General features: G+C 64.2%; 15 protein-coding genes. 9 read left to right on the top strand and 6 right to left on the bottom strand.

Translation table 11 applies throughout. The features are described from left to right. Positions 1-6: 6 nt before the first annotated feature. From LCM4576_RS00935 to lpxB, 8 genes are all read left to right on the top strand, one after another. Positions 7-822 carry a phosphatidate cytidylyltransferase gene (locus LCM4576_RS00935; protein WP_071029803.1) on the top strand — a complete coding sequence of 272 codons (816 nt, stop codon included), beginning with the start codon at positions 7-9 and terminating at the stop codon, positions 820-822. A 104-nt stretch (positions 823-926) separates the two neighbouring features. Then, complete coding sequence (gene rseP, locus LCM4576_RS00940; protein ID WP_071029805.1) at positions 927-2,069, top strand: RIP metalloprotease RseP; 1,143 nt, start codon at positions 927-929, stop codon at positions 2,067-2,069. Positions 2,070-2,287: 218 nt separating this feature from the next. Then, positions 2,288-4,657 carry an outer membrane protein assembly factor BamA gene (bamA, locus tag LCM4576_RS00945; RefSeq protein WP_071029807.1) on the top strand — a complete coding sequence of 790 codons (2,370 nt, stop codon included), beginning with the start codon at positions 2,288-2,290 and terminating at the stop codon, positions 4,655-4,657. Positions 4,658-4,735: 78 nt separating this feature from the next. Next, positions 4,736-5,791, top strand: coding sequence for a UDP-3-O-(3-hydroxymyristoyl)glucosamine N-acyltransferase (gene lpxD / locus LCM4576_RS00950; protein WP_071029809.1), 1,056 nt, complete (start codon positions 4,736-4,738; stop codon positions 5,789-5,791). Then, complete coding sequence (gene fabZ / locus LCM4576_RS00955) at positions 5,784-6,245, top strand: 3-hydroxyacyl-ACP dehydratase FabZ (RefSeq protein WP_040987270.1); 462 nt, start codon at positions 5,784-5,786, stop codon at positions 6,243-6,245. The genes lpxD and fabZ overlap by 8 nt, the downstream gene beginning before the upstream one ends. Before the next feature lie 15 nt (positions 6,246-6,260). Further along, positions 6,261-7,103, top strand: coding sequence for an acyl-ACP--UDP-N-acetylglucosamine O-acyltransferase (lpxA, locus tag LCM4576_RS00960; RefSeq protein ID WP_071029811.1), 843 nt, complete (start codon positions 6,261-6,263; stop codon positions 7,101-7,103). Continuing rightward, positions 7,084-8,007 carry an LpxI family protein gene (locus LCM4576_RS00965; RefSeq protein WP_371410070.1) on the top strand — a complete coding sequence of 308 codons (924 nt, stop codon included), beginning with the start codon at positions 7,084-7,086 and terminating at the stop codon, positions 8,005-8,007. The genes lpxA and LCM4576_RS00965 overlap by 20 nt, the downstream gene beginning before the upstream one ends. Further along, on the top strand, positions 7,997-9,178 hold the full coding sequence (gene lpxB, locus LCM4576_RS00970; protein ID WP_071029813.1) for a lipid-A-disaccharide synthase: 1,182 nt from the start codon (positions 7,997-7,999) through the stop codon (positions 9,176-9,178). Before LCM4576_RS00965 ends, lpxB begins: the two co-directional genes overlap by 11 nt. Positions 9,179-9,239: 61 nt before the next feature. Here the strand turns inward: lpxB and gltA are convergent, their stop codons facing one another. Next, complete coding sequence (gltA, locus tag LCM4576_RS00975) at positions 9,240-10,568, bottom strand: citrate synthase (RefSeq protein ID WP_071029815.1); 1,329 nt, start codon at positions 10,566-10,568, stop codon at positions 9,240-9,242. 183 nt (positions 10,569-10,751) lie between these two features. Then, positions 10,752-12,176 (bottom strand): glutamate--tRNA ligase, encoded by a 1,425-nt coding sequence (gltX, locus tag LCM4576_RS00980; protein ID WP_071029817.1) that lies wholly within the window; start codon positions 12,174-12,176, stop codon positions 10,752-10,754. A gap of 102 nt (positions 12,177-12,278) precedes the next feature. On the opposite strand from gltX, the gene LCM4576_RS00985 reads away from it, so the two are divergent. Next, complete coding sequence (locus LCM4576_RS00985) at positions 12,279-14,738, top strand: ComEC/Rec2 family competence protein (RefSeq protein ID WP_071029819.1); 2,460 nt, start codon at positions 12,279-12,281, stop codon at positions 14,736-14,738. Here the strand turns inward: LCM4576_RS00985 and lexA are convergent. The 4 genes from lexA to trpC form a co-directional block, all read right to left on the bottom strand. Next, positions 14,732-15,472: a transcriptional repressor LexA gene (lexA, locus tag LCM4576_RS00990; RefSeq protein WP_041000542.1), complete on the bottom strand. Its 741-nt coding sequence runs from the start codon at positions 15,470-15,472 to the stop codon at positions 14,732-14,734. The genes LCM4576_RS00985 and lexA overlap by 7 nt on opposite strands. 116 nt (positions 15,473-15,588) lie before the next feature. Then, positions 15,589-16,794 carry a gephyrin-like molybdotransferase Glp gene (glp, locus tag LCM4576_RS00995; protein WP_071029821.1) on the bottom strand — a complete coding sequence of 402 codons (1,206 nt, stop codon included), beginning with the start codon at positions 16,792-16,794 and terminating at the stop codon, positions 15,589-15,591. After that, positions 16,794-17,270: a cyclic pyranopterin monophosphate synthase MoaC gene (gene moaC / locus LCM4576_RS01000; protein WP_040987280.1), complete on the bottom strand. Its 477-nt coding sequence runs from the start codon at positions 17,268-17,270 to the stop codon at positions 16,794-16,796. Before moaC ends, glp begins: the two co-directional genes overlap by 1 nt. 1 nt (position 17,271) lies before the next feature. Further along, entirely contained in the window at positions 17,272-18,084 is an 813-nt protein-coding gene (trpC, locus tag LCM4576_RS01005) for an indole-3-glycerol phosphate synthase TrpC (protein WP_071029823.1), read from the bottom strand. Between the last annotated feature and the right edge of the window lie 2 nt (positions 18,085-18,086).

Consider the following 18,086-nt stretch of genomic DNA (forward strand, 5'->3'; position numbering starts at 1 on the left):
CCGCGCATGAGCAACCTTCAGCAGCGCGTCATCTCGGCAATCGTGATGGCGGCTCTGACGCTTGCGCTCACCTGGCTCGGCGGATTGCCGTTCCGGGTGTTCTGCGGGGCAATCGCGGCGCTGATCTTCTATGAATGGACGCGCATGGCCCGCCCCGGCAACGGCGCGGCTCTCGGCTTCCTGCCCGAGGCACTGATTCTGATCTTCATCGGCGCGCTGATCGCCGGCCTGCCGGCCTTGTGGCTGCTTTTCCTTGTCGCGATCCTTGTGGCGGTCGCGGCCATCGCCGCCCGGATCAAGGGGGCAGCGCCCTGGGACGCCTCCGGGGTGGCCTACGCGGCGCTGTCCGGCTTTTCACTCGCCTATCTCCGTGACGACAATCATTCCGGGCTGATTGCGATTCTCTTCCTGTTCGCAGTGGTCTGGGCGACCGACATAGCGGCCTATTTCGTCGGCCGCGCCGTCGGTGGCCCGAAGCTCGCGCCGTCGATCTCGCCCGGCAAGACGCAGAGCGGCGCACTGGGCGGCGCGGCCGGCGGCGTTATCGCCGGAGTTTTGCTCGCAATCGCGGCCGGCGCCGGCAATCTCGTCCAGCTCGGCCTCGTCGCGCTGGCGCTTTCGATCGTTTCGCAGATCGGCGACCTGTTCGAATCCTGGGTCAAGCGCCGGCACGGCGCCAAGGATTCCAGCAATCTCATTCCCGGCCATGGCGGCGTCATGGACAGGGTGGATGGGCTTGTCGCGGCCGCGTTCGCGCTGTACGTCATGGGCTGGATCGCGGCGGGCGCCGAGCATCCGGCACTGGGGCTGTTTCCGAACTGAACGACGCAGCAGTAAGGCGAAAAATGGCGCACGCCACGGATTCGCCCGGATTGATGCCACAGTCGCGGTGGAATGTCGCGCGTGGGCGAATTTGAGGGCATGACTTGAACGACATCTTTCACGCGGTCTTCAGCACACAAGGCTTCGTCCTTGGCACGCTCGTGCCGTTTCTGTTCGTGCTGACCGTGGTCGTGTTCGTCCACGAGATGGGTCACTACCTGATCGGCCGCTGGTGCGGCATCGGCGTGAAGGCTTTTTCCATCGGCTTCGGCCCCGAGCTTTTCGGATTCAACGATCGCCAYGGCACGCGCTGGAAACTTTGCGCCATTCCGCTGGGCGGCTACGTCAAATTCGTCGGCGACATGAATGCGACGTCGAGCCAGCCGAGCACGGAAGAGCTCGAATCGCTGACGGACGCCGAGCGCGAGGTCGCCTTTCACACGCAACCCATCTGGAAGCGCGCCGCTACCGTCGTCGCGGGGCCGCTGTTCAATTTCCTGCTGACGATCGCTGTGTTCGCGGTGCTGTTTTCCCTCTATGGCCGCCCGGTCTTGGAGCCGACGGTGGCCGAAGTCACCGCCGGCAGCCCTGCGCAGAAAGCCGGAATCCAGCCAGGCGACCGATTCGTCAAAGTCGACGGCTCCAAGGTGGAGACCTTCGCCGATGTGCAGCGGCTGGTTTCGGGCCGGGCAGGCGACGCCATCACCTTCACCATGCTGCGTGACGGCAAGGAAATCGACGTCACGGCGACCCCGGAGCCCATGGAGCAGCAGGATGCGCTGGGCAACAAGGTCAAAGTCGCGGTGATCGGCGTCGTCAACAATGCCGAGCTCGGCCAGCCACGCCTGATTTCCTACACACCGGCCGGCGCCTTGGCAGCGGCGGTCGAGGAAACCGGGCATGTGATCGAACGCACCGGCCAGTTCCTGCAGCGCTTTGCGCTCGGACGCGAGGACAAATGCCAGTTGGGCGGTCCGATCAAGATCGCGAAGATGTCGGGCCAGGCAGCAAAGCTCGGCTTCGAATGGCTGGTGCAGCTTGTTGCATTTCTGTCAGTCGGAATAGGATTTCTCAATCTCCTGCCGATTCCCCCTCTCGACGGCGGCCACCTGTTGTTCTACGGCGTGGAGGCCGTCATAAGGCGGCCGGTTTCGGAGCGGATGATGGAGATGGCCTATCGAACCGGRCTGTTCCTGGTGCTCGGATTCATGGGCTTCGTGTTTTGGAACGATCTGTTTGGGTGCTGAAATCATGAAGAAATTTGGCTTCAGCGCCGGTCATATTGAGATGCCGTTTACCATGCGTGGGGATATGCGTGACGCGAAAGCCACGCGGTACGGTTAAGTAAATACAAATTAACCGGGAGCCTTGCGTGTAGGGAAAATCCGGTTAATACGGTAAGGGAAAATACCGCACGTCCGGTTTTCTCGCCGTGGGGACTACGAGAAAAAGGTACAAAAGCCCGATGAAGGCAGCATCCAAGTTTCTGAGCGCCGCTTCCGCGGCGGCTTTGTCCGCCGCTCTGGTCGTGCCAGGCGCGCTCGCAGTGCAGTTGGCCGCCACATCCGTGGCCGAGGCCGCGGTCATTTCGCGGGTCGAGGTCAGCGGCAACCAGCGCGTCGACGCCGAGACCATCCGCAATTACATCTCGATCAAGCCGGGCAAGCCTTTCTCCAGTTCCGATATCGACGACGCCGTCAAGGCGCTGTTCGGCACCGGGCTGTTCTCGGACGTCCAGATCAACCAGGTCGGTTCGAGCCTGGTCGTCAAGGTTTCCGAATACAAGGTCGTCAACCAGGTCCTGTTCCAGGGCAACAAGAAGCTGAAGGACAACGCGCTGCAGGCCGCTATCCAGCTGAAGCCGCGCGCGACCTTCTCGCAGCAGGCGCTCGACGCCGATGTCGAGGCGGTCAAGACGGCCTATAAGCGCATTGGCCGTGACGACGCCGCCGTGACCACCCAGATCATGGATCTCGGCGACAACCGCGTGAACGTGGTCTTCAACATCAACGAAGGCGGCCGCACCCAGATYGCGGCGATCAATTTCGTCGGCAACCACGCCTATTCCAGCCGCCGCCTGTCGGACGTCATCAACACCAAGCGCTCGTCCTGGCTGTCCTTCGTGCTGCGCGACGACGTCTACGACGAGGACAAGCTGCGCGCCGACCAGGAGCTGCTGCGCCGCTTCTACTACAATCACGGCTATGCCGACTTCCAGGTCGTTTCCGCCGTCGGCGAGCTTGACGACACCACCAACAAATACACGGTCACCATCACCGTGCAGGAAGGCGACCGCTACACGTTCGGCGACGTCAGCGTGGAAAGCACCATTCCCGAAGTCGATTCGAAGGCGCTGCAATCGGTCGTCGAAACCCATAAGGGCGACGTCTACAACGCCAAGGACGTCGAGGATTCGATCGTCGCGTTGACCGAGAAGGTCGCGGGCTCGGGCTATGCCTTCGCCCAGGTGACGCCGCGCGGCGACCGCAACTTCGAGAACCACACCATCTCGGTCGTCTACACCATCGACCAGGGCACCAAGGCCTATATCGAGCGCATCGAAATCCGCGGCAACGACCGCACGCGCGACTATGTCATCCGCCGCGAATTCGATGTCAGCGAGGGCGACGCCTTCAACCAGGTTCTCATCCAGCGCGCGAAGAAGCGGCTGGAAAACCTTGACTACTTCCAGTCCGTCGAAATTTCGACCGTTCCTGGCTCGGCGCCCGACCAGGTCGTGCTGGTGGTCAATGTGGTCGAGAAGTCGACCGGCGAGTTCTCGGTCGGCGCCGGCTATTCGACCGGCGGCGACACGCCCGGACCCTCGATCGAGGGCTCGATCACGGAGCGCAACTTCCTCGGCCGCGGCCAGTACATCAAGCTGTCGGCCGGCGGCGGCAAGCATTCGCGCGACTTCGCCCTGTCCTTCACCGAGCCTTACTTCCTCGGCCGGCGCATCGCGGCAGGCTTCGATATCTACAAGTCGACCCGCGAATACGATCACTACGACACGGACACCACCGGCGCGACTATTCGCTTCGGCCTGCCGATCACGGACAGCGTTTCAACGCAGCTGGCGTATAACATCTCGCAGGAAAAGTATGACTACCCAGACCATTGCTTGACTGACGGTTCGCTAGACCCTGCGAAGTGTGATGTTTCGGACGCAATTCAAGCTGGTATCGCAGAAAGCCCTTGGCTGAAGTCATCGGTCAGCCTGGGCCTTGTCTACAACACGATCGACGACATGAAGAACCCGCATGAGGGTCTCTACATCACCGGTACCACCGAATTTGCCGGCCTCGGCGGCGATGCCAAGTGGGTGAAGGTGACTGGGCGAGCGAGCGTCTATGAGACCTTGTCGGAGCAGCTTGACCTTGTCGGTCTCGTTTCGGGCGGCGCCGGTTACATTGCTGGCTACGGCAATGGTGATCTGCGCATCTTTGATCACTTCCAGAGCAATGACCGCATGATCCGCGGTTTCGAATACGGCGGTATCGGTCCAGTAGACAGCAACGGGGCAGGCGATCATCTCGGTGGTACGACCTATTTCAATGCTTCGGCGGAGGCCCAGTTCCCGCTTCCAGTCATTCCGGAGAGCTTCGGCTTGCGCGGTGCGGTATTTGCCGATGCGGCAACCCTTTATGGCAACAAGCTTGATCCGAGCCTGGTCGATCAGTCGTCTGTGGGCATGAAGCTACGGGCCTCGGTCGGTGTCGGTCTGATGTGGGCTTCGCCGTTCGGCCCGATCCGCATCGACTACGCGATCCCGGTCAAGAAAGAGCCGACCGACAAAACGCAGGAATTCAACTTCGGTATCGCGACCCGCTTCTGATGTCGTGGTTGCGATCGTTCCGGGCCGGTTGACGGCCCGGAGTGGACTGATCCGACCCAGCTGGATATTGCTTCTGGAATGACCGATCCGGTGTTCTTCGCGCCTTCACGCCGGTATACAGCTGGCGAGGTCGCGAATCTGACCGGCGCCAGCCTGCTCGATTCCGCGCAGGCCGAAATTGCCATCGAGGCGCTGGCTCCAGCAAATGAGGGTGGCGACGGCGCGCTCGTCTTTGTCGACGGCAAGCGCAATTTCGCGCTTATGCCGTCGCTCAGGGCGGCCGCGGTTCTGTGCCCCGCCGATTTTGCCGGCAAGGCGCCGCCGGGCATCGCCGTGCTCATGCATCCACGTCCGCAACAGGCTTTCGCCATGGTCGGACGCCTGTTGTTTCCGCAAGCCGCCACGCCGGCGCCAATGACCGGAGAAACCGGCATATCGGCGCATGCGTTTATCGATCCATCCGCGCATATCGAGGACGGGGCGATCGTGGAGGCCGGCGCGGTGATCGGCCCCGGCGTGTCCGTCGGCAGCGGCACGGTCGTAGCGCCCCACGCCGTTGTCGGCCGCTCCTGCCAGATCGGCCGCGACGGCTTCATCGGCCCCGGCGCCAGCATTCAATATGCGCTTGTCGGCAATCGCGTCATCATCCATGGCGGCGCACGGATCGGCCAGGATGGTTTCGGCTTCGTCGGCGGCGCCAAAGGGCCTGAACGGGTGCCGCAGATCGGCCGCGTCATCATCCAGGACGATGTCGAGATCGGCTCCAATTCGACCGTCGACCGCGGCGCGATGTCCGACACAATCATCGGCCAAGGCACCAAGATCGACAATCTGGTGCAGATCGCCCACAATGTTCGCATCGGCCGCAATTGCATTATAGCCGGGCTTTCGGGTATTTCCGGTTCCGTCGTTGTCGGCGACAACGTCACCATGGGTGGCGGTGTCGGCCTCGCCGATCATTTGACCATCGGGCCGGGAGCCAAGCTTGCTGCGAGAAGCGGATTCATGAACAACGTGCCGGCAGGCGAGGTCTGGGGAGGTTACCCGGCGCAGCCCATGGCGGAAGCCATGCGCGAGATAGCGATGCTGCGCAAGATGGCCAGGACGCGCAAGCAAGGCGACGGAAATGGCTGACATGGTGGCAACGACACTCGAAGCGGTCGACATCATGGGGCTCATGAAGCTCCTGCCGCACCGCTATCCGTTCCTGCTGATCGATCGCATCGTCGATATCGACGGCGACGACTCCGCCGTCGGCATCAAGAACGTGACCATCAACGAGCCGCATTTCCAGGGCCATTTTCCCCAGCAGCCGGTCATGCCCGGCGTGCTCATCATCGAGGCCATGGCCCAGACCGCGGGCGCGATCTGCATTCGCAGCCTCAATACGGAAAAACCCTCGCTGGTTTATTTCATGACCATCGACAACGCGAAGTTCCGCAAACCGGTGGTTCCGGGCGATCAGCTCAGGATCCATGTCAAGAAGATCAAGAAGCGCGGCAATCTGCTGAAATTCGCCTGCGAGGCGATGGTCGATGGCGCGAAGGCCGCCGAAGCCGAGGTTTCGGCCATGATGGTTACCGGCTAACGGTTCGAAATGCTTATGAAAGTCGAGATATCCATTCATCCTTCCTCGGTCGTCGAAGAAGGGGCCCGGCTCGGCAAAGGCGTCCGCATCGGACCCTTCTGCCATGTCAGCGCCGACGCAATTCTCGCCGACCGCGTCGAACTGGTCAGCCATGTGTCGGTGATGGGGGCCACGACCATCGGAGCAGRCACGAAGGTCTATCCGATGGCGACGCTCGGCGCGCCGCCGCAGAACACCAAGCACAAGGGCGGGCGCACCACGCTCGTCGTCGGTGAGAACTGCACCATCCGCGAAGGCGTCACCATGCATGTCGGCACGGATTCCAGCCGTGGCGAAACGACTGTCGGCGACAATGGCAATTTCCTCGCCTATGCCCACATCGCTCACGATTGCGTCGTCGGCAAGAACGCCACCTTCGCCAATGGCGCGACGCTCGGCGGCCACTGCGAGATCGGCGACAACGTCTATATCGGTGGCCTGACCGCCGTTCACCAGTTCGTGCGCGTCGGCGACAACGCCTTCATCGGCGGTTGCTCGGCGGTGGTCGGTGACATCATTCCCTACGCGATCGCCGCCGGCAATCGCGCCAAGCTGCGTGGCCTGAACATCATCGGGCTCAAGCGTTCCGGCCTGCCGCGCTCGGAGATTTATCTGCTGCGCAAGGTTTACCGGACGATTTTCGACCGTTCCCGCAGCGTCGCCGAGAATATCGAGCTCGCCAGGGCGGAATTCGCCTCCTCGTCTCCTGCCGCCATGAAGATGATCGACTTCATCGCCAGCGGCGGCAAGCGGCACTATGCCATGCCGCCGCTGAAGGGCGGTGACGGCGACGACAATGATGGCGATGACGAGGGCTGAGCCCGCCGAGACGCGGCTTTTGCTCACGCCCGGCTCCAAGGTCGGCATCATCGCCGGTGGCGGCAGCCTGCCGGTCGAGGTAGCGGAGGGCCTTGCACGGCAGGGACATTCGCCTTTCATCATCATGGCCGAAGGCGAGGTCGATCGCGAGGCGGACTTTGCGGGGTACGAGCAGGCGACGCTCGCGCTGGAAGATGTCGGCTCCCTGGTTCCGTTGCTGAAACGCCGGGATATCAGCCATCTGGTTCTGGCCGGCGAGATCCGGCGCAGGCCACGGTTGGCCAGGATACGTCCGACCCTTGGCCTGCTGGCGATAATCCCTTCCGTGGTCATGGCGCTGGCGCGCGGCGACGACGGGCTTTTGAAAGTGATCACGCGTGGATTGGAGAAGCGCGGCATCACGGTCATCGGTGCGCATGAGGTCGTGCCGGAACTTGCCGCCGGCAAGGGCACGCTGACGGTCACGGCGCCAAGGCAATCGGATTGGCGCGACATCAAGGCCGGCCGCGCGGCGGCCAAGGCCATCGGCGCCCTGGATATCGGACAGGCGGCGATCGCGATAGGCGGGCGGGCGATAGCGCTCGAGGGGGTGGAGGGCACCGCGGCGCTGCTCGAGCGGACAAGGGAATTGCGCGGCCACGGCAGGCTCGCCGGCAAGACGCGCGGCGTCCTTGTCAAATGCGCCAAGCCCGGTCAGGAACTGCGTGCGGACCTGCCCTCCATCGGCCCGCAGACGGTCGAGGCCGCGCATGCCGCCGGACTGGCCGGCATCGCGCTGGAAGCTGGCCGCTCGCTTATTCTCGAAGGCCCGGAGACGCTGGCGCGCGCCAATACGCTTGGCTTGTTCATCGTCGGCCTGCCGGCAACGGAGTTGGCCGATGAGGAGCCGGCTAATGGTCGCTGACAGGCCGCTCAAGCTCGCTATCGTCGCCGGGGAGGAATCCGGCGATCTGCTTGGCGCCGACATCGTGCGGGCGCTGGAGCGCACGGCCGGCCGCAAGGTTCAGCTTGTCGGCATCGGCGRCCGGCATCTGCAGCAGCTGGGGCTGACGCCGCTTTTCGACGGCAGCGAGATCGCGCTGATGGGCTTCAGCGCGGTGCTGCGTGACCTGCCACGGCTGATRCGCCGGATCGGCCAGACGGCGGCGGCGATCGCAGCCGAGCGGCCCGATTGCCTCGTCACCATCGACAGTCCGGACTTTTCACTGCGTGTCGCGAAGAAGGTTCGCGCGGCAGCACCAGGCATCCCGATCGTCCACTATGTCTGCCCGAGCGTATGGGCCTGGCGGCCGGGCAGGGCGGTGGCCATGAAGCCGTATGTCGACCATATCCTGTGCATCCTGCCGTTCGAGGTGAAGGCGCTTGCCCGTCTCGGCGGACCGCCGGGCACTTATGTCGGTCACCGGCTGACGCGGGATCCGGGCGTGCTTGGCGCCGCCAAGGCGCAGAGCCAGCCGCGCGATCTCGCCGCCGACCGCGTCAAGACGGTGCTGGTGCTGCCCGGCTCGCGCCGCGGCGAGATCCGCCGGCTGATGGAGCCCTTCGGCAAGGCGATGTCGGCGCTTCGCCAACGCRGCCATAGCCTGCGCCTGCTCTTACCGACGGTGCCGCATGTCGCGGAGCTGGTGAAGGCCTCTGTTGCCAGTTGGGATGACAAGCCGGAAATCATCACCGAGCCGGAGCGCAAATGGCAGGCCTTCGGCAAGGCCGATGCGGCGTTGATCGCGTCTGGAACGGTTTCGCTCGAGTTGGCGCTTGCCGGCGTTCCGATGGTGTCCTGCTACAAGCTCGACCCGATCGCGCGCCAGCTCCTACAGCATATGGTGACGACATGGTCGGCGCTGCTGCCCAACCTCATTTCCGACCGCGCGCTGGTTCCAGAGTTTTATGACCAGTATGTCCGTCCGGAAAATCTCGCCAGGCAGCTGGAAGCGCTGTTCRCCGATACCGGCATGCGCGCCTGGCAAAAGGCGGGCTTCGCGGAGATCGCCCGGCGCATGGCGACCGAGCGGCCCTCGGGCGAGATCGCCGCGGAAGTGGTGATGGGGTGCATCAAGAGAGCGAATAGGGAGTAGTCAGTAGTGAGTAGTTTGGAGCGATAGCTCACTACTCACTACTGACCTTTTCACTACTCACTCAACGCTTCGCAATCGGCACGTAATCGCGTTCCGTGGCGCCGGTATAGAGCTGGCGCGGGCGGCCGATCTTCTGGTGCGGGTCCTCGATCATTTCCTTCCACTGGGCGATCCAGCCGACGGTACGCGCGACCGCGAACAGCACGGTGAACATGGTGGTGGGGAAGCCGAGCGCCTTCAGCGTGATGYCGGAATAGAAATCGACATTCGGATAAAGCTTCTTGGCGATGAAGTATTCGTCGGTCAGCGCGATCTTCTCCAGCTCCATCGCGATGTCGAGCAGCGGATCGTCCTTGATGCCGAGCTCGCCCAGCACCTCATGCGCGGTCTTCTGCATGATCTTGGCGCGAGGATCGTAGTTCTTGTAGACGCGATGGCCGAAGCCCATCAGCCGGAACGGGTCGTTCTTGTCCTTGGCGCGGGCGATGAACTCCGGAATGTGATCGACGTGGCCGATCTCGCCCAGCATGTTCAGCGCCGCTTCGTTGGYGCCGCCATGCGCCGGACCCCACAGGCAGGYGATGCCGGCGGCGATGCAGGCGAAGGGGTTGGCTCCGGAAGAGCCGGCGAGGCGAACCGTCGAGGTCGAGGCGTTCTGCTCGTGGTCGGCGTGCAGGATGAAGATGCGCTCCATCGCGCGCGCCAGCACCGGATTGATCTTGTACTCCTCGCACGGCACGGCAAAGCACATGTGCAGGAAATTGGCCGCGAAGTTCAGCTCGTTCTTCGGGTAAATGAAGGGCTGGCCGATATGGTACTTGTAGGCCATCGCCGCAATGGTCGGCATCTTGGCGATCAGGCGCATCGAGGCGACCATGCGCTGGTAGGGATCCGAGATATCGGTTGAGTCGTGATAGAAGGCCGACAGCGCGCCGACCACGCCGCACATCACGGCCATCGGATGCGCGTCGCGGCGGAAGCCGGTGAAGAAGCGCGACATCTGCTCGTGCACCATGGTGTGGCGCGTCACGCGATAGTCGAAATCCTCCTTCTGCGCCTTGGTCGGCAATTCACCGTAGAGCAGCAGGTAGCAGACCTCGAGAAAGTCGCCATGCTCGGCGAGCTGGTCGATCGGATAGCCGCGATGCAGCAGGATGCCGGCATYGCCGTCGATGAAGGTGATCGCCGACTCGCAGCTTGCCGTCGACGTGAAGCCGGGGTCGTAGGTGAAGGCGCCGGTAGTGCTGTAGAGCGCGCCGATGTCGATGACGTCAGGCCCGGTCGACCCGCTTCGCACCTTGAATTCATGCGTCTTGCCGGCGAGTTCGAGCCTGGCGGTCGACTCGTGCGCCTTGCCGCCCGGTTCCAGTTTTGTCGCAGCTTCGCTCATTCCCAAACTCCTTTATGTTTCCTCATGCCGGCAAGGCAATTCCTGCAAACGACACGTCGAAATCACCGGAATGCGCGAACTTGCCAATCGCATTTTAGGAGGTGCGTGCCAGATTGGGCCAAGGCCTAATGTTGCACTGCGAAACACACCTTTCAATGCCAATCTTCTTGGGCCAGTTCGCTCCTAATCGATTTGATCTCCGATGCGAGCCAGGCTTTCCTGGCGGCCCAGAACGGCCAGCACGTCGAACACGCCGGGCGAGGTGCTGCGGCCGGTCAGCGCGGCTCTGAGCGGCTGGGCCACAGCGCCGAGCTTGTATCCGCCCGCCTGCGCGAACTCGCGGATCGAAGCCTCCGCCGAAGCGGCGCTCCAGTCGCCCTCTATGGAAGACAATGCGCCATGCGCGCCGCGCAGAATCGCGCGCGCATCCGCGTTGAGCAAGCCCGCCGCCTTCTCGTCGAGCGGCAAGGGCCGCTCGGCGAACAGGAAACCCGCGCCGTCGACCAGCTCGACCAGGGTCTTGGCCCGCTCCTTGAGGCCGGGCATGGCGGCAAGCAGTTGCGCCTTGCGCTTGTCATCGAGCTTCGCGGCAAGCGCCGGGCCGCCTTCGAGATAGGGCAGGGTGGCGACGAAGATGTCGAACAACGCCTGGTCGTCCATCTTGCGCATATGGACGCCATTCAGCGCCTCGAGCTTGGCGAAGTCGAAGCGGGCAGCGCCCTTGTTGACGTCGCCGATGTCGAACCAGGCGATCATGTCCTTGATCGACATCACCTCGTCATCGCCATGGCTCCAGCCAAGTCGCGCCAGATAGTTGAGCAGGGCCTCGGGCAGATAGCCCATGGCGCGATAGGCCTCGACGCCGAGCGCGCCGTGGCGCTTCGACAGCTTGGCGCCGTCCGCGCCATGGATCAGCGGGATGTGCGACATCGACGGCACCGCCCAGCCCATGGCGTTGTAGATCACCGTCTGGCGCGCGGCGTTGGTCAGGTGATCGTCGCCGCGGATAATATGCGTGACGCCCATGTCGTGATCGTCGACGACGACGGCGTGCATATAGGTCGGGTTGCCGTCCGAACGCAGGATGATGAAGTCGTCGAGATCCTTGTTGGGAAAGCGCACCTCGCCCTGCACGCGGTCCTGCACGACCGTCTCGCCTTCGGTCGGTGCCTTGATGCGGATGGCGCCCTTGACGCCGGCCGGCGCCTCGGAGGGATCGCGGTCGCGCCACTGGCCGTTGTACCGCGGCGGCAGGCCTTTGGCTCTAGCTGCCTCGCGCATCGCCTCCAGCTCCGCGGGTGTCTCATAGCTGTAATAGGCCTTGCCCATGCGCACGAGCTCCTCGGCCACCTCGCGATGGCGCGGCGCGCGCTCGAACTGTGAGACGGCGTCGCCATCCCAGGAAAGGCCAAGCCAGGTCAGTCCGTCGAGAATGGCGGCCGTGGCGGCTTCGGTGGAGCGCTCGCGATCGGTGTCCTCGATACGCAAAAGCATCGTGCCGCCAGTGTGCTTGGCATAGAGCCAGTTGAACAGCGCCGTGCGCGCCCCGCCAATGTGCAGGTAGCCGGTGGGCGAGGGGGCAAAACGGGTGACGACCTTGTCGGACATGGAACTCTCGAAGAAGCACTGAAAAATGCATGTTTCGCGCAGACTTCCACGCGACCGGCGTTCATGTACCATAGGCGGTCTGGGGCGCAAGGGGCAGACCCGATGGCTGGGCGTGGCCGGGGTGCGGAGGAGGGCGGGGAAACGACAGCTGGCGTCAGCGAGCGCCTGATGTTTGCCCGTGCCGAGCCCACCGCAGAAGCGCCGCTTTCGCTTCCGGAACTCCGTCCACCCGCCGAACGACCGCCGCCCGGTGGCGGTGCGCTGCAGCCAGCCTTGCCAACAGCCACCGTCGGCAGGATCCGCAAACAGCTTGGCCGCGTTTCGCTTCCTGCGCTGCGCCGAAGCGTTGCGGTCGCTGCCGCCACCGAGCTCGACCGCGGCGTCGGCTTCCTGCTGGTGCCGGTGTTCCTGGCCGCCGGCGTGATCTATTACTTTTCGCTGAGCACCGAGCCGGATCTCTACAGGCCGCTTGCGGCGGTGGCTCTGATGGCTGTCTGCGCKGCGGCATCGCGCTCCTGGCAGAGAACGCATCTTGTCTTCATGGCATCGTTTTTCTGCGCGCTCGGCTTTCTGGCGGCCAAGGTGGAGACCTGGCGGATGGCGACCCCGATGCTCGGGTCCGAAATCCAGACACGGCTGACGGGCCGCCTCGTCACCGCCGAGGCGATGGCCAACGGCCGTGTCCGGTTGACCATCGATATGATTTCGACGGAGCATCCGAAGCTGCGCTACGCGCCGGACCGCGTCAGGCTGTCGGCGCGCAGGATCCCGCCCGGCATGACGGCGGGGTCGATGCTGACGGGCTATGCCAAGTTGCTGCCGCCGACCGGGCCGGTTCGGCCGGACAGCTACGATTTTTCCTTCGACAGCTACTTTGCCGGCATCGGCGGCAGCGGGTTTTTCCTGGGCGATCCGAAGCTGATTGCGCCAGTGGAGGCGCCCTTTGGCGCGCGCGTCGCATCGGCAGTCGAAAACGCGCGCGAAGGGATCGCCGATCACATCAGGAGCAGCATCGGCGGATCCGAGGGCGAGATCGCGGCGGCGCTGATCGTCGGCGTGCGCGCCGGCATTCCGGAAGCAATCAACGAGTCGATGCGGCGCACCGGCATCTACCACATCATCTCGATCTCCGGCCTGCACATGGCGCTGGTCGCCGGCACGATCATGGTGCTTTTGCGCRGCGCCTTCGCGCTGTTTCCCGATTTCTCGTCGCGCCGGCCGGTGAAGAAATATGCCGCCGGGATCGCGCTCATCTCGATCGCGGCATACCTCGTGATCTCCGGCATCGTGGTGGCGGYCGAGCGAAGCTTCATTATGCTCGCCGTGATGCTCGCCGCCGTGCTCTTCGACCGCGCGGCGCTCACCATGCGCAACCTGGCGATCTCGGCAATCGCGGTGATCCTCGTCTCGCCGCACGAAGTGGTCGGCCCGAGCTTCCAGATGTCCTTCGCCGCCACCGCCGCCCTGGTCGGCGCCTATGCCGGCTTTGCCGACTATCGCGCCGGCAAAACGACCGCGCCGCCGGCAAAACGTTCGTTGCTCGGGTTCCTGTCGCGAAAACTGGCGGTCGGTGTGGGTGGCGCCGCCGTGACGTCGCTCATCGCGGGCAGCGCGACATTACTGTTTGCGATCTGGCATTTCCAGCGCGTGTCGCCGCTCAGCCTGCTCGCCAACCTGGCGGTCATGCCGATCGTCTCGCTGATCGTCATGCCGTTCGCCGTGCTGAGCGCACTGGCCATGCCCTTCGGCTTCGACGGTCCGTTCCTCTTTGTCATGGGCAAGGGGCTGACGGCGATGATCGCCATTTCGTCGTGGATCTCCGAGCGCTCACCGGTCGACGCCGTCGGGCTGATCTCGATCCAGTCGGTGCTGCTGGCGACGGTCGCGCTGGTGATCGCGACGATGGCCACCACCTGGCTGAGGCTTGCCGCCGTTCCCTTTGCGCTCGCCGCGCTGCTGGCCATTCCGCATGTCCGCACGCCGGATGTACTCATTTCCGAGGACGCGCATCTGGTGGCGATGCCGATCGGCGGCGGCGAGCTTGCCGTCAATCGCGAACGTTCCAACGAGTTCACCACCGACAACTGGAAACGGGCGCTGAAAGCCGAGACAATCGTGCCGCCGGAGACGTTTGCCAAAGATGCGCTGGACATCGCCGATCCCGTCGACCTGCCGCCCGGCTCGCCGTTCTACTGTACGGGTGATCTCTGCATCGGCCGGCATCCATCCGGCGCCATCGTCGCACTCGCTGAAAACCGCGACAGTGCCCGGCCTGCCTGCGGCTTCGCTGATCTCATCGTCATCAACGACGCCACCGCCTACAATCCTTGCTACGATCCGCGCGTGCTTGTCGTCACCAAGCGGCAGCTGGCGCGCGACGGCAGCGCCGCCGTCTTCTTCGATCCGCAATCGGCAACCGCGCGGCCGGCCGTCCGCTATGCTGTGGAAGAGCCATATCGGCCCTGGCACGAGCAGCGGAAATATACTCGCGAGGCGAGAGGACTGCCGCCTTATCAAAAGCCTGAGCGGGCGGATGCGAAACCTTCGCAACCGGATCAGTAGCGGCGGATCAACCCAACAAGCTTGCCCTGCACCTTGACCCGGTCCGGCCCGAAGATGCGGGTCTCGTAGGCCGGGTTGGCGGCCTCCAACGCGATCGAGGCGCCCTTGCGGCGGAAGCGCTTGAGCGTCGCTTCCTCGTCATCGACCAGCGCGACCACGATCTCGCCCGGGCTTGCCGTGTTGGCGTTGCGGATGATGACGGTGTCGCCGTCGAAGATGCCGGCTTCTATCATCGAGTCGCCCTTGACCTCCAGCGCGTAATGCTCGCCGCCGGCGATCATGTCCGGCGGCACTGTGATCGAATGCGTCTGGTGCTGGATGGCGTCGATCGGCACGCCGGCGGCGATGCGGCCCATCACCGGAATGGATACGGCGGACCCGGCATCGTCGTCATTGCTTGGCGTCGGGGCGCGCGATGGCGCAGCCGGCTTGATCTGACGGTTGAGATTGTTCTGACCCAGGCTTCCCTGGATGACGCTCGGCGAAAACTTCTTCGCTGCATTGAGGCCGGGGGCGATCGAGTCGGGCAGCCGCAACACTTCCAGCGCTCGCGCCCGGTTCGGTAGCCGGCGAATGAAGCCGCGTTCCTCCAGCGCCGTGATCAGCCGGTGGATGCCGGACTTGGAGGCGAGGTCGAGCGCTTCCTTCATCTCGTCGAAAGACGGCGGAATCCCGCTTTCCTTCAGCCTTTCGTGGATGAACATCAGAAGTTCATGTTGTTTGCGCGTCAGCATGGCGGCCCCCACGGGTTCTGAAACCAGAATCAGAAAAACAAACCCAGAACAAACACTATCTGTTCCAGTTGTGTTCCGCAACCGTTTAAAGTTTAGTGAATTTGTTGACGTTTTGTTTAGCGTAACATCAGAACGCTGCATTCGGCGCCGGTTTCGGCTGCCGGCGCGAAAGGCTCGCGCACGATCAGGCCGTTGGCGTCGGCGAGCATTCTGAGCATCGAGGAGTCCTGGATGCTGAAGGGAGTCGCAATCAGCGTGCCGGCGTCCTCGCGCACGACGGCGCGCACATAGTCCTGCCTGAGGTCGTTGGCCTGCATCGCGGCGCCCAGCCGGGCCACCCGCACGTCCTGCCTGTGGTCGCGGCCGCCGAGCCGGGCAAGCAGAGGCTTCAGGAAAAGCTGCGAGCAGACGATGCTGGCCACCGGGTTGCCGGGCAGGCCGATGCAGCGGACATTGCCAAGCCGGCCGAACATCAGAGGTTTGCCGGGGCGCATGGCGATCTTCCAGAAGTCGAGCTGCATGCCTTCGCCGGTCAGCACGTCATGGATCAGGTCGTGGTCGCCGACGGAGGCGCCGCCGAGCGTGACGATGACATCGGCATTCGCCTCGACCGCTTTCCTGACCAACGCGGCGATCGCCTCCTTGCGGTCGGCGGCGATGCCGAGATCGAGCGCACGTGCGCCGACCGACTGGGCGGCGGCGGCGACGCCATATGCATTCGACGAAATGATCTGATCGGGGCCGAGCGCGCTGCCCGGGGGCAGCAGTTCATCGCCGGTGGCGATGATTGCGACCAGCGGCCGGCGTACGACATTCAGGGCGGGATGGTTGGCCGAGGCGGCCAGCGAAAGGGCTGCCGCATCGAGCACGCGGCCCTTTTCGAGCAGCACGTCGCCCTCACCGAAGTCGAGCCCGCGGCGGCGTACGTTGCGTGCTTTCGCGGTCGGTTCCGTGACCTCGATCCTGCCATTGCCGCGATCGCGGACGTTTTCCTGAATGACGATGGTGTCGGCGCCTTCAGGCAGCGGCGCGCCGGTGAAGATGCGCACGGCCTGGCCTTCGCCGACGGTCCCGGAAAAGCCGCGGCCGGCAGGCGCCGTGCCTATGACTTCGAGTTGCGCCGGCGCCGAAGCGACGTCGGCGGCGCGCGCGGCGTAGCCGTCCATGGCGGAGGCGTTGAAGGGCGGCTGCGTGCGCAGCGCCACGACCGGTTCCGCCAGGACCCGCGCGGCTGCATCCGCCAGCGGAATGCTTTCGCCCGGCAAAGGTGCTGCGCCATCGAGCAGGCGTTCGAGCGCTTCGGCGACCGGAACCAAAGCCATCAGGCATCCACCTTGTAATCGCCCGACTTGCCGCCGGTCTTCTCGACCAGCCGGATACCGGAAATCACCATGCCGCGGTCCGCCGCCTTGGCCATGTCGTAAATGGTGAGGCAAGCGACCGAGGCGGCGGTCAGCGCCTCCATCTCCACGCCGGTCTTGCCGGTGACACGGGCGAGCGCGGTGACCCTGAGGCCGGGCAGCGTGCGGTCCGGCTCGATCTCGACGGCCACTTTGGTGAGAAGCAGCGGATGGCAAAGCGGGATCAGCTCATGCGTCTTCTTCGCGGCCATGATGCCGGCGATACGCGCTGTGCCCAGCACGTCGCCTTTCTTGGCGTCGCCAGCAAGAATCATCTCCAGCGTTTCAGGTTGCATGGAGACAACGCCTTCGGCGATCGCCGTGCGCGTCGTCTCGGCCTTGTCGCCGACATCGACCATGTTGGCTTCGCCCTTGGCGCCGAGATGGGTGAGGGCCATATCAGACGGCCTCGGCCGCTGCCTTGCCCGTCAGCAGAAGCTCGGTTGCCGCGGCCACATCGGCCTGTCGCATCAGGCTCTCGCCGACCAGGAAGGTGCCGATCTTGCTCTTCTCCAGCCGGCGGCAATCCTGATGCGTGAAGATGCCGCTTTCGCCGACCAGCAGCCGGTTCGCCGGCACCATCGGCGCCAACCGTTCGGAAGTCTCAAGGCTGGTCTCGAAGGTCCGCAGATTGCGGTTGTTGATGCCGATCAGCCGCGACGACAATTTTAGCGCACGCTCCATTTCAGCCTCGTCATGCACCTCGATCAGAGCGTCCATGCCGAGCTCGAAGGCGGTCGCTTCGAGGTCCCTGGCCAGCGTGTCGTCGACGCTCGCCATGATGATCAGGATCGCGTCGGCGCCCCAGGCGCGCGCTTCGTAGACCTGGTAGGGATCGAACAGGAAATCCTTGCGCAGGGCCGGCAAGCGTACCGCTGCCCGCGCCGCCGTCAGGAATTCCGGCGCGCCCTGAAAGGACGGAGCATCGGTCAGCACCGAAAGACAGGCTGCGCCACCTTTCTGATAAGCCCCGGCGAGCGCCGGCGGATCGAAATCGGCGCGGATCAGGCCTTTGGAAGGGCTGGCCTTCTTGATCTCGGCGATCAGCGCGAAGTTGCCGGCCCGGCGCTTGGCGTCGAGCGCCGCGAGGAAGCCGCGCGTCGCACCGGCATCCTTTGCCCGCGCCTTGATCTCGGCGAACGGTACCTTCGCTTTCGCCGCGGCGATCTCGTCGCGCTTGTAGGCTTCGATCTTGCGCAGGATATCCGACAAGG

It is taken from the genome of Mesorhizobium sp. LCM 4576, from assembly GCF_001854815.1.
GTDB classification, from domain to species: Bacteria; Pseudomonadota; Alphaproteobacteria; order Rhizobiales; family Rhizobiaceae; genus Mesorhizobium; species Mesorhizobium plurifarium.

Excerpts from the sequence above, each read along its gene's own strand:
- LCM4576_RS00935 (WP_071029803.1), top strand. The coding sequence starts at position 7 with ATGAGCAACCTTCAGCAGCGCGTCATCTCGGCAATCGTGATGGCGGCT.
- lpxD (WP_071029809.1), top strand. The coding sequence starts at position 4,736 with ATGACCGATCCGGTGTTCTTCGCGCCTTCACGCCGGTATACAGCTGGC.
- fabZ (WP_040987270.1), top strand. The coding sequence starts at position 5,784 with ATGGCTGACATGGTGGCAACGACACTCGAAGCGGTCGACATCATGGGG.
- LCM4576_RS00965 (WP_371410070.1), top strand. The coding sequence starts at position 7,084 with ATGGCGATGACGAGGGCTGAGCCCGCCGAGACGCGGCTTTTGCTCACG.
- gltX (WP_071029817.1), bottom strand. The coding sequence starts at position 12,176 with ATGTCCGACAAGGTCGTCACCCGTTTTGCCCCCTCGCCCACCGGCTAC.
- lexA (WP_041000542.1), bottom strand. The coding sequence starts at position 15,472 with ATGCTGACGCGCAAACAACATGAACTTCTGATGTTCATCCACGAAAGG.
- glp (WP_071029821.1), bottom strand. The coding sequence starts at position 16,794 with ATGGCTTTGGTTCCGGTCGCCGAAGCGCTCGAACGCCTGCTCGATGGC.
- moaC (WP_040987280.1), bottom strand. The coding sequence starts at position 17,270 with ATGGCCCTCACCCATCTCGGCGCCAAGGGCGAAGCCAACATGGTCGAT.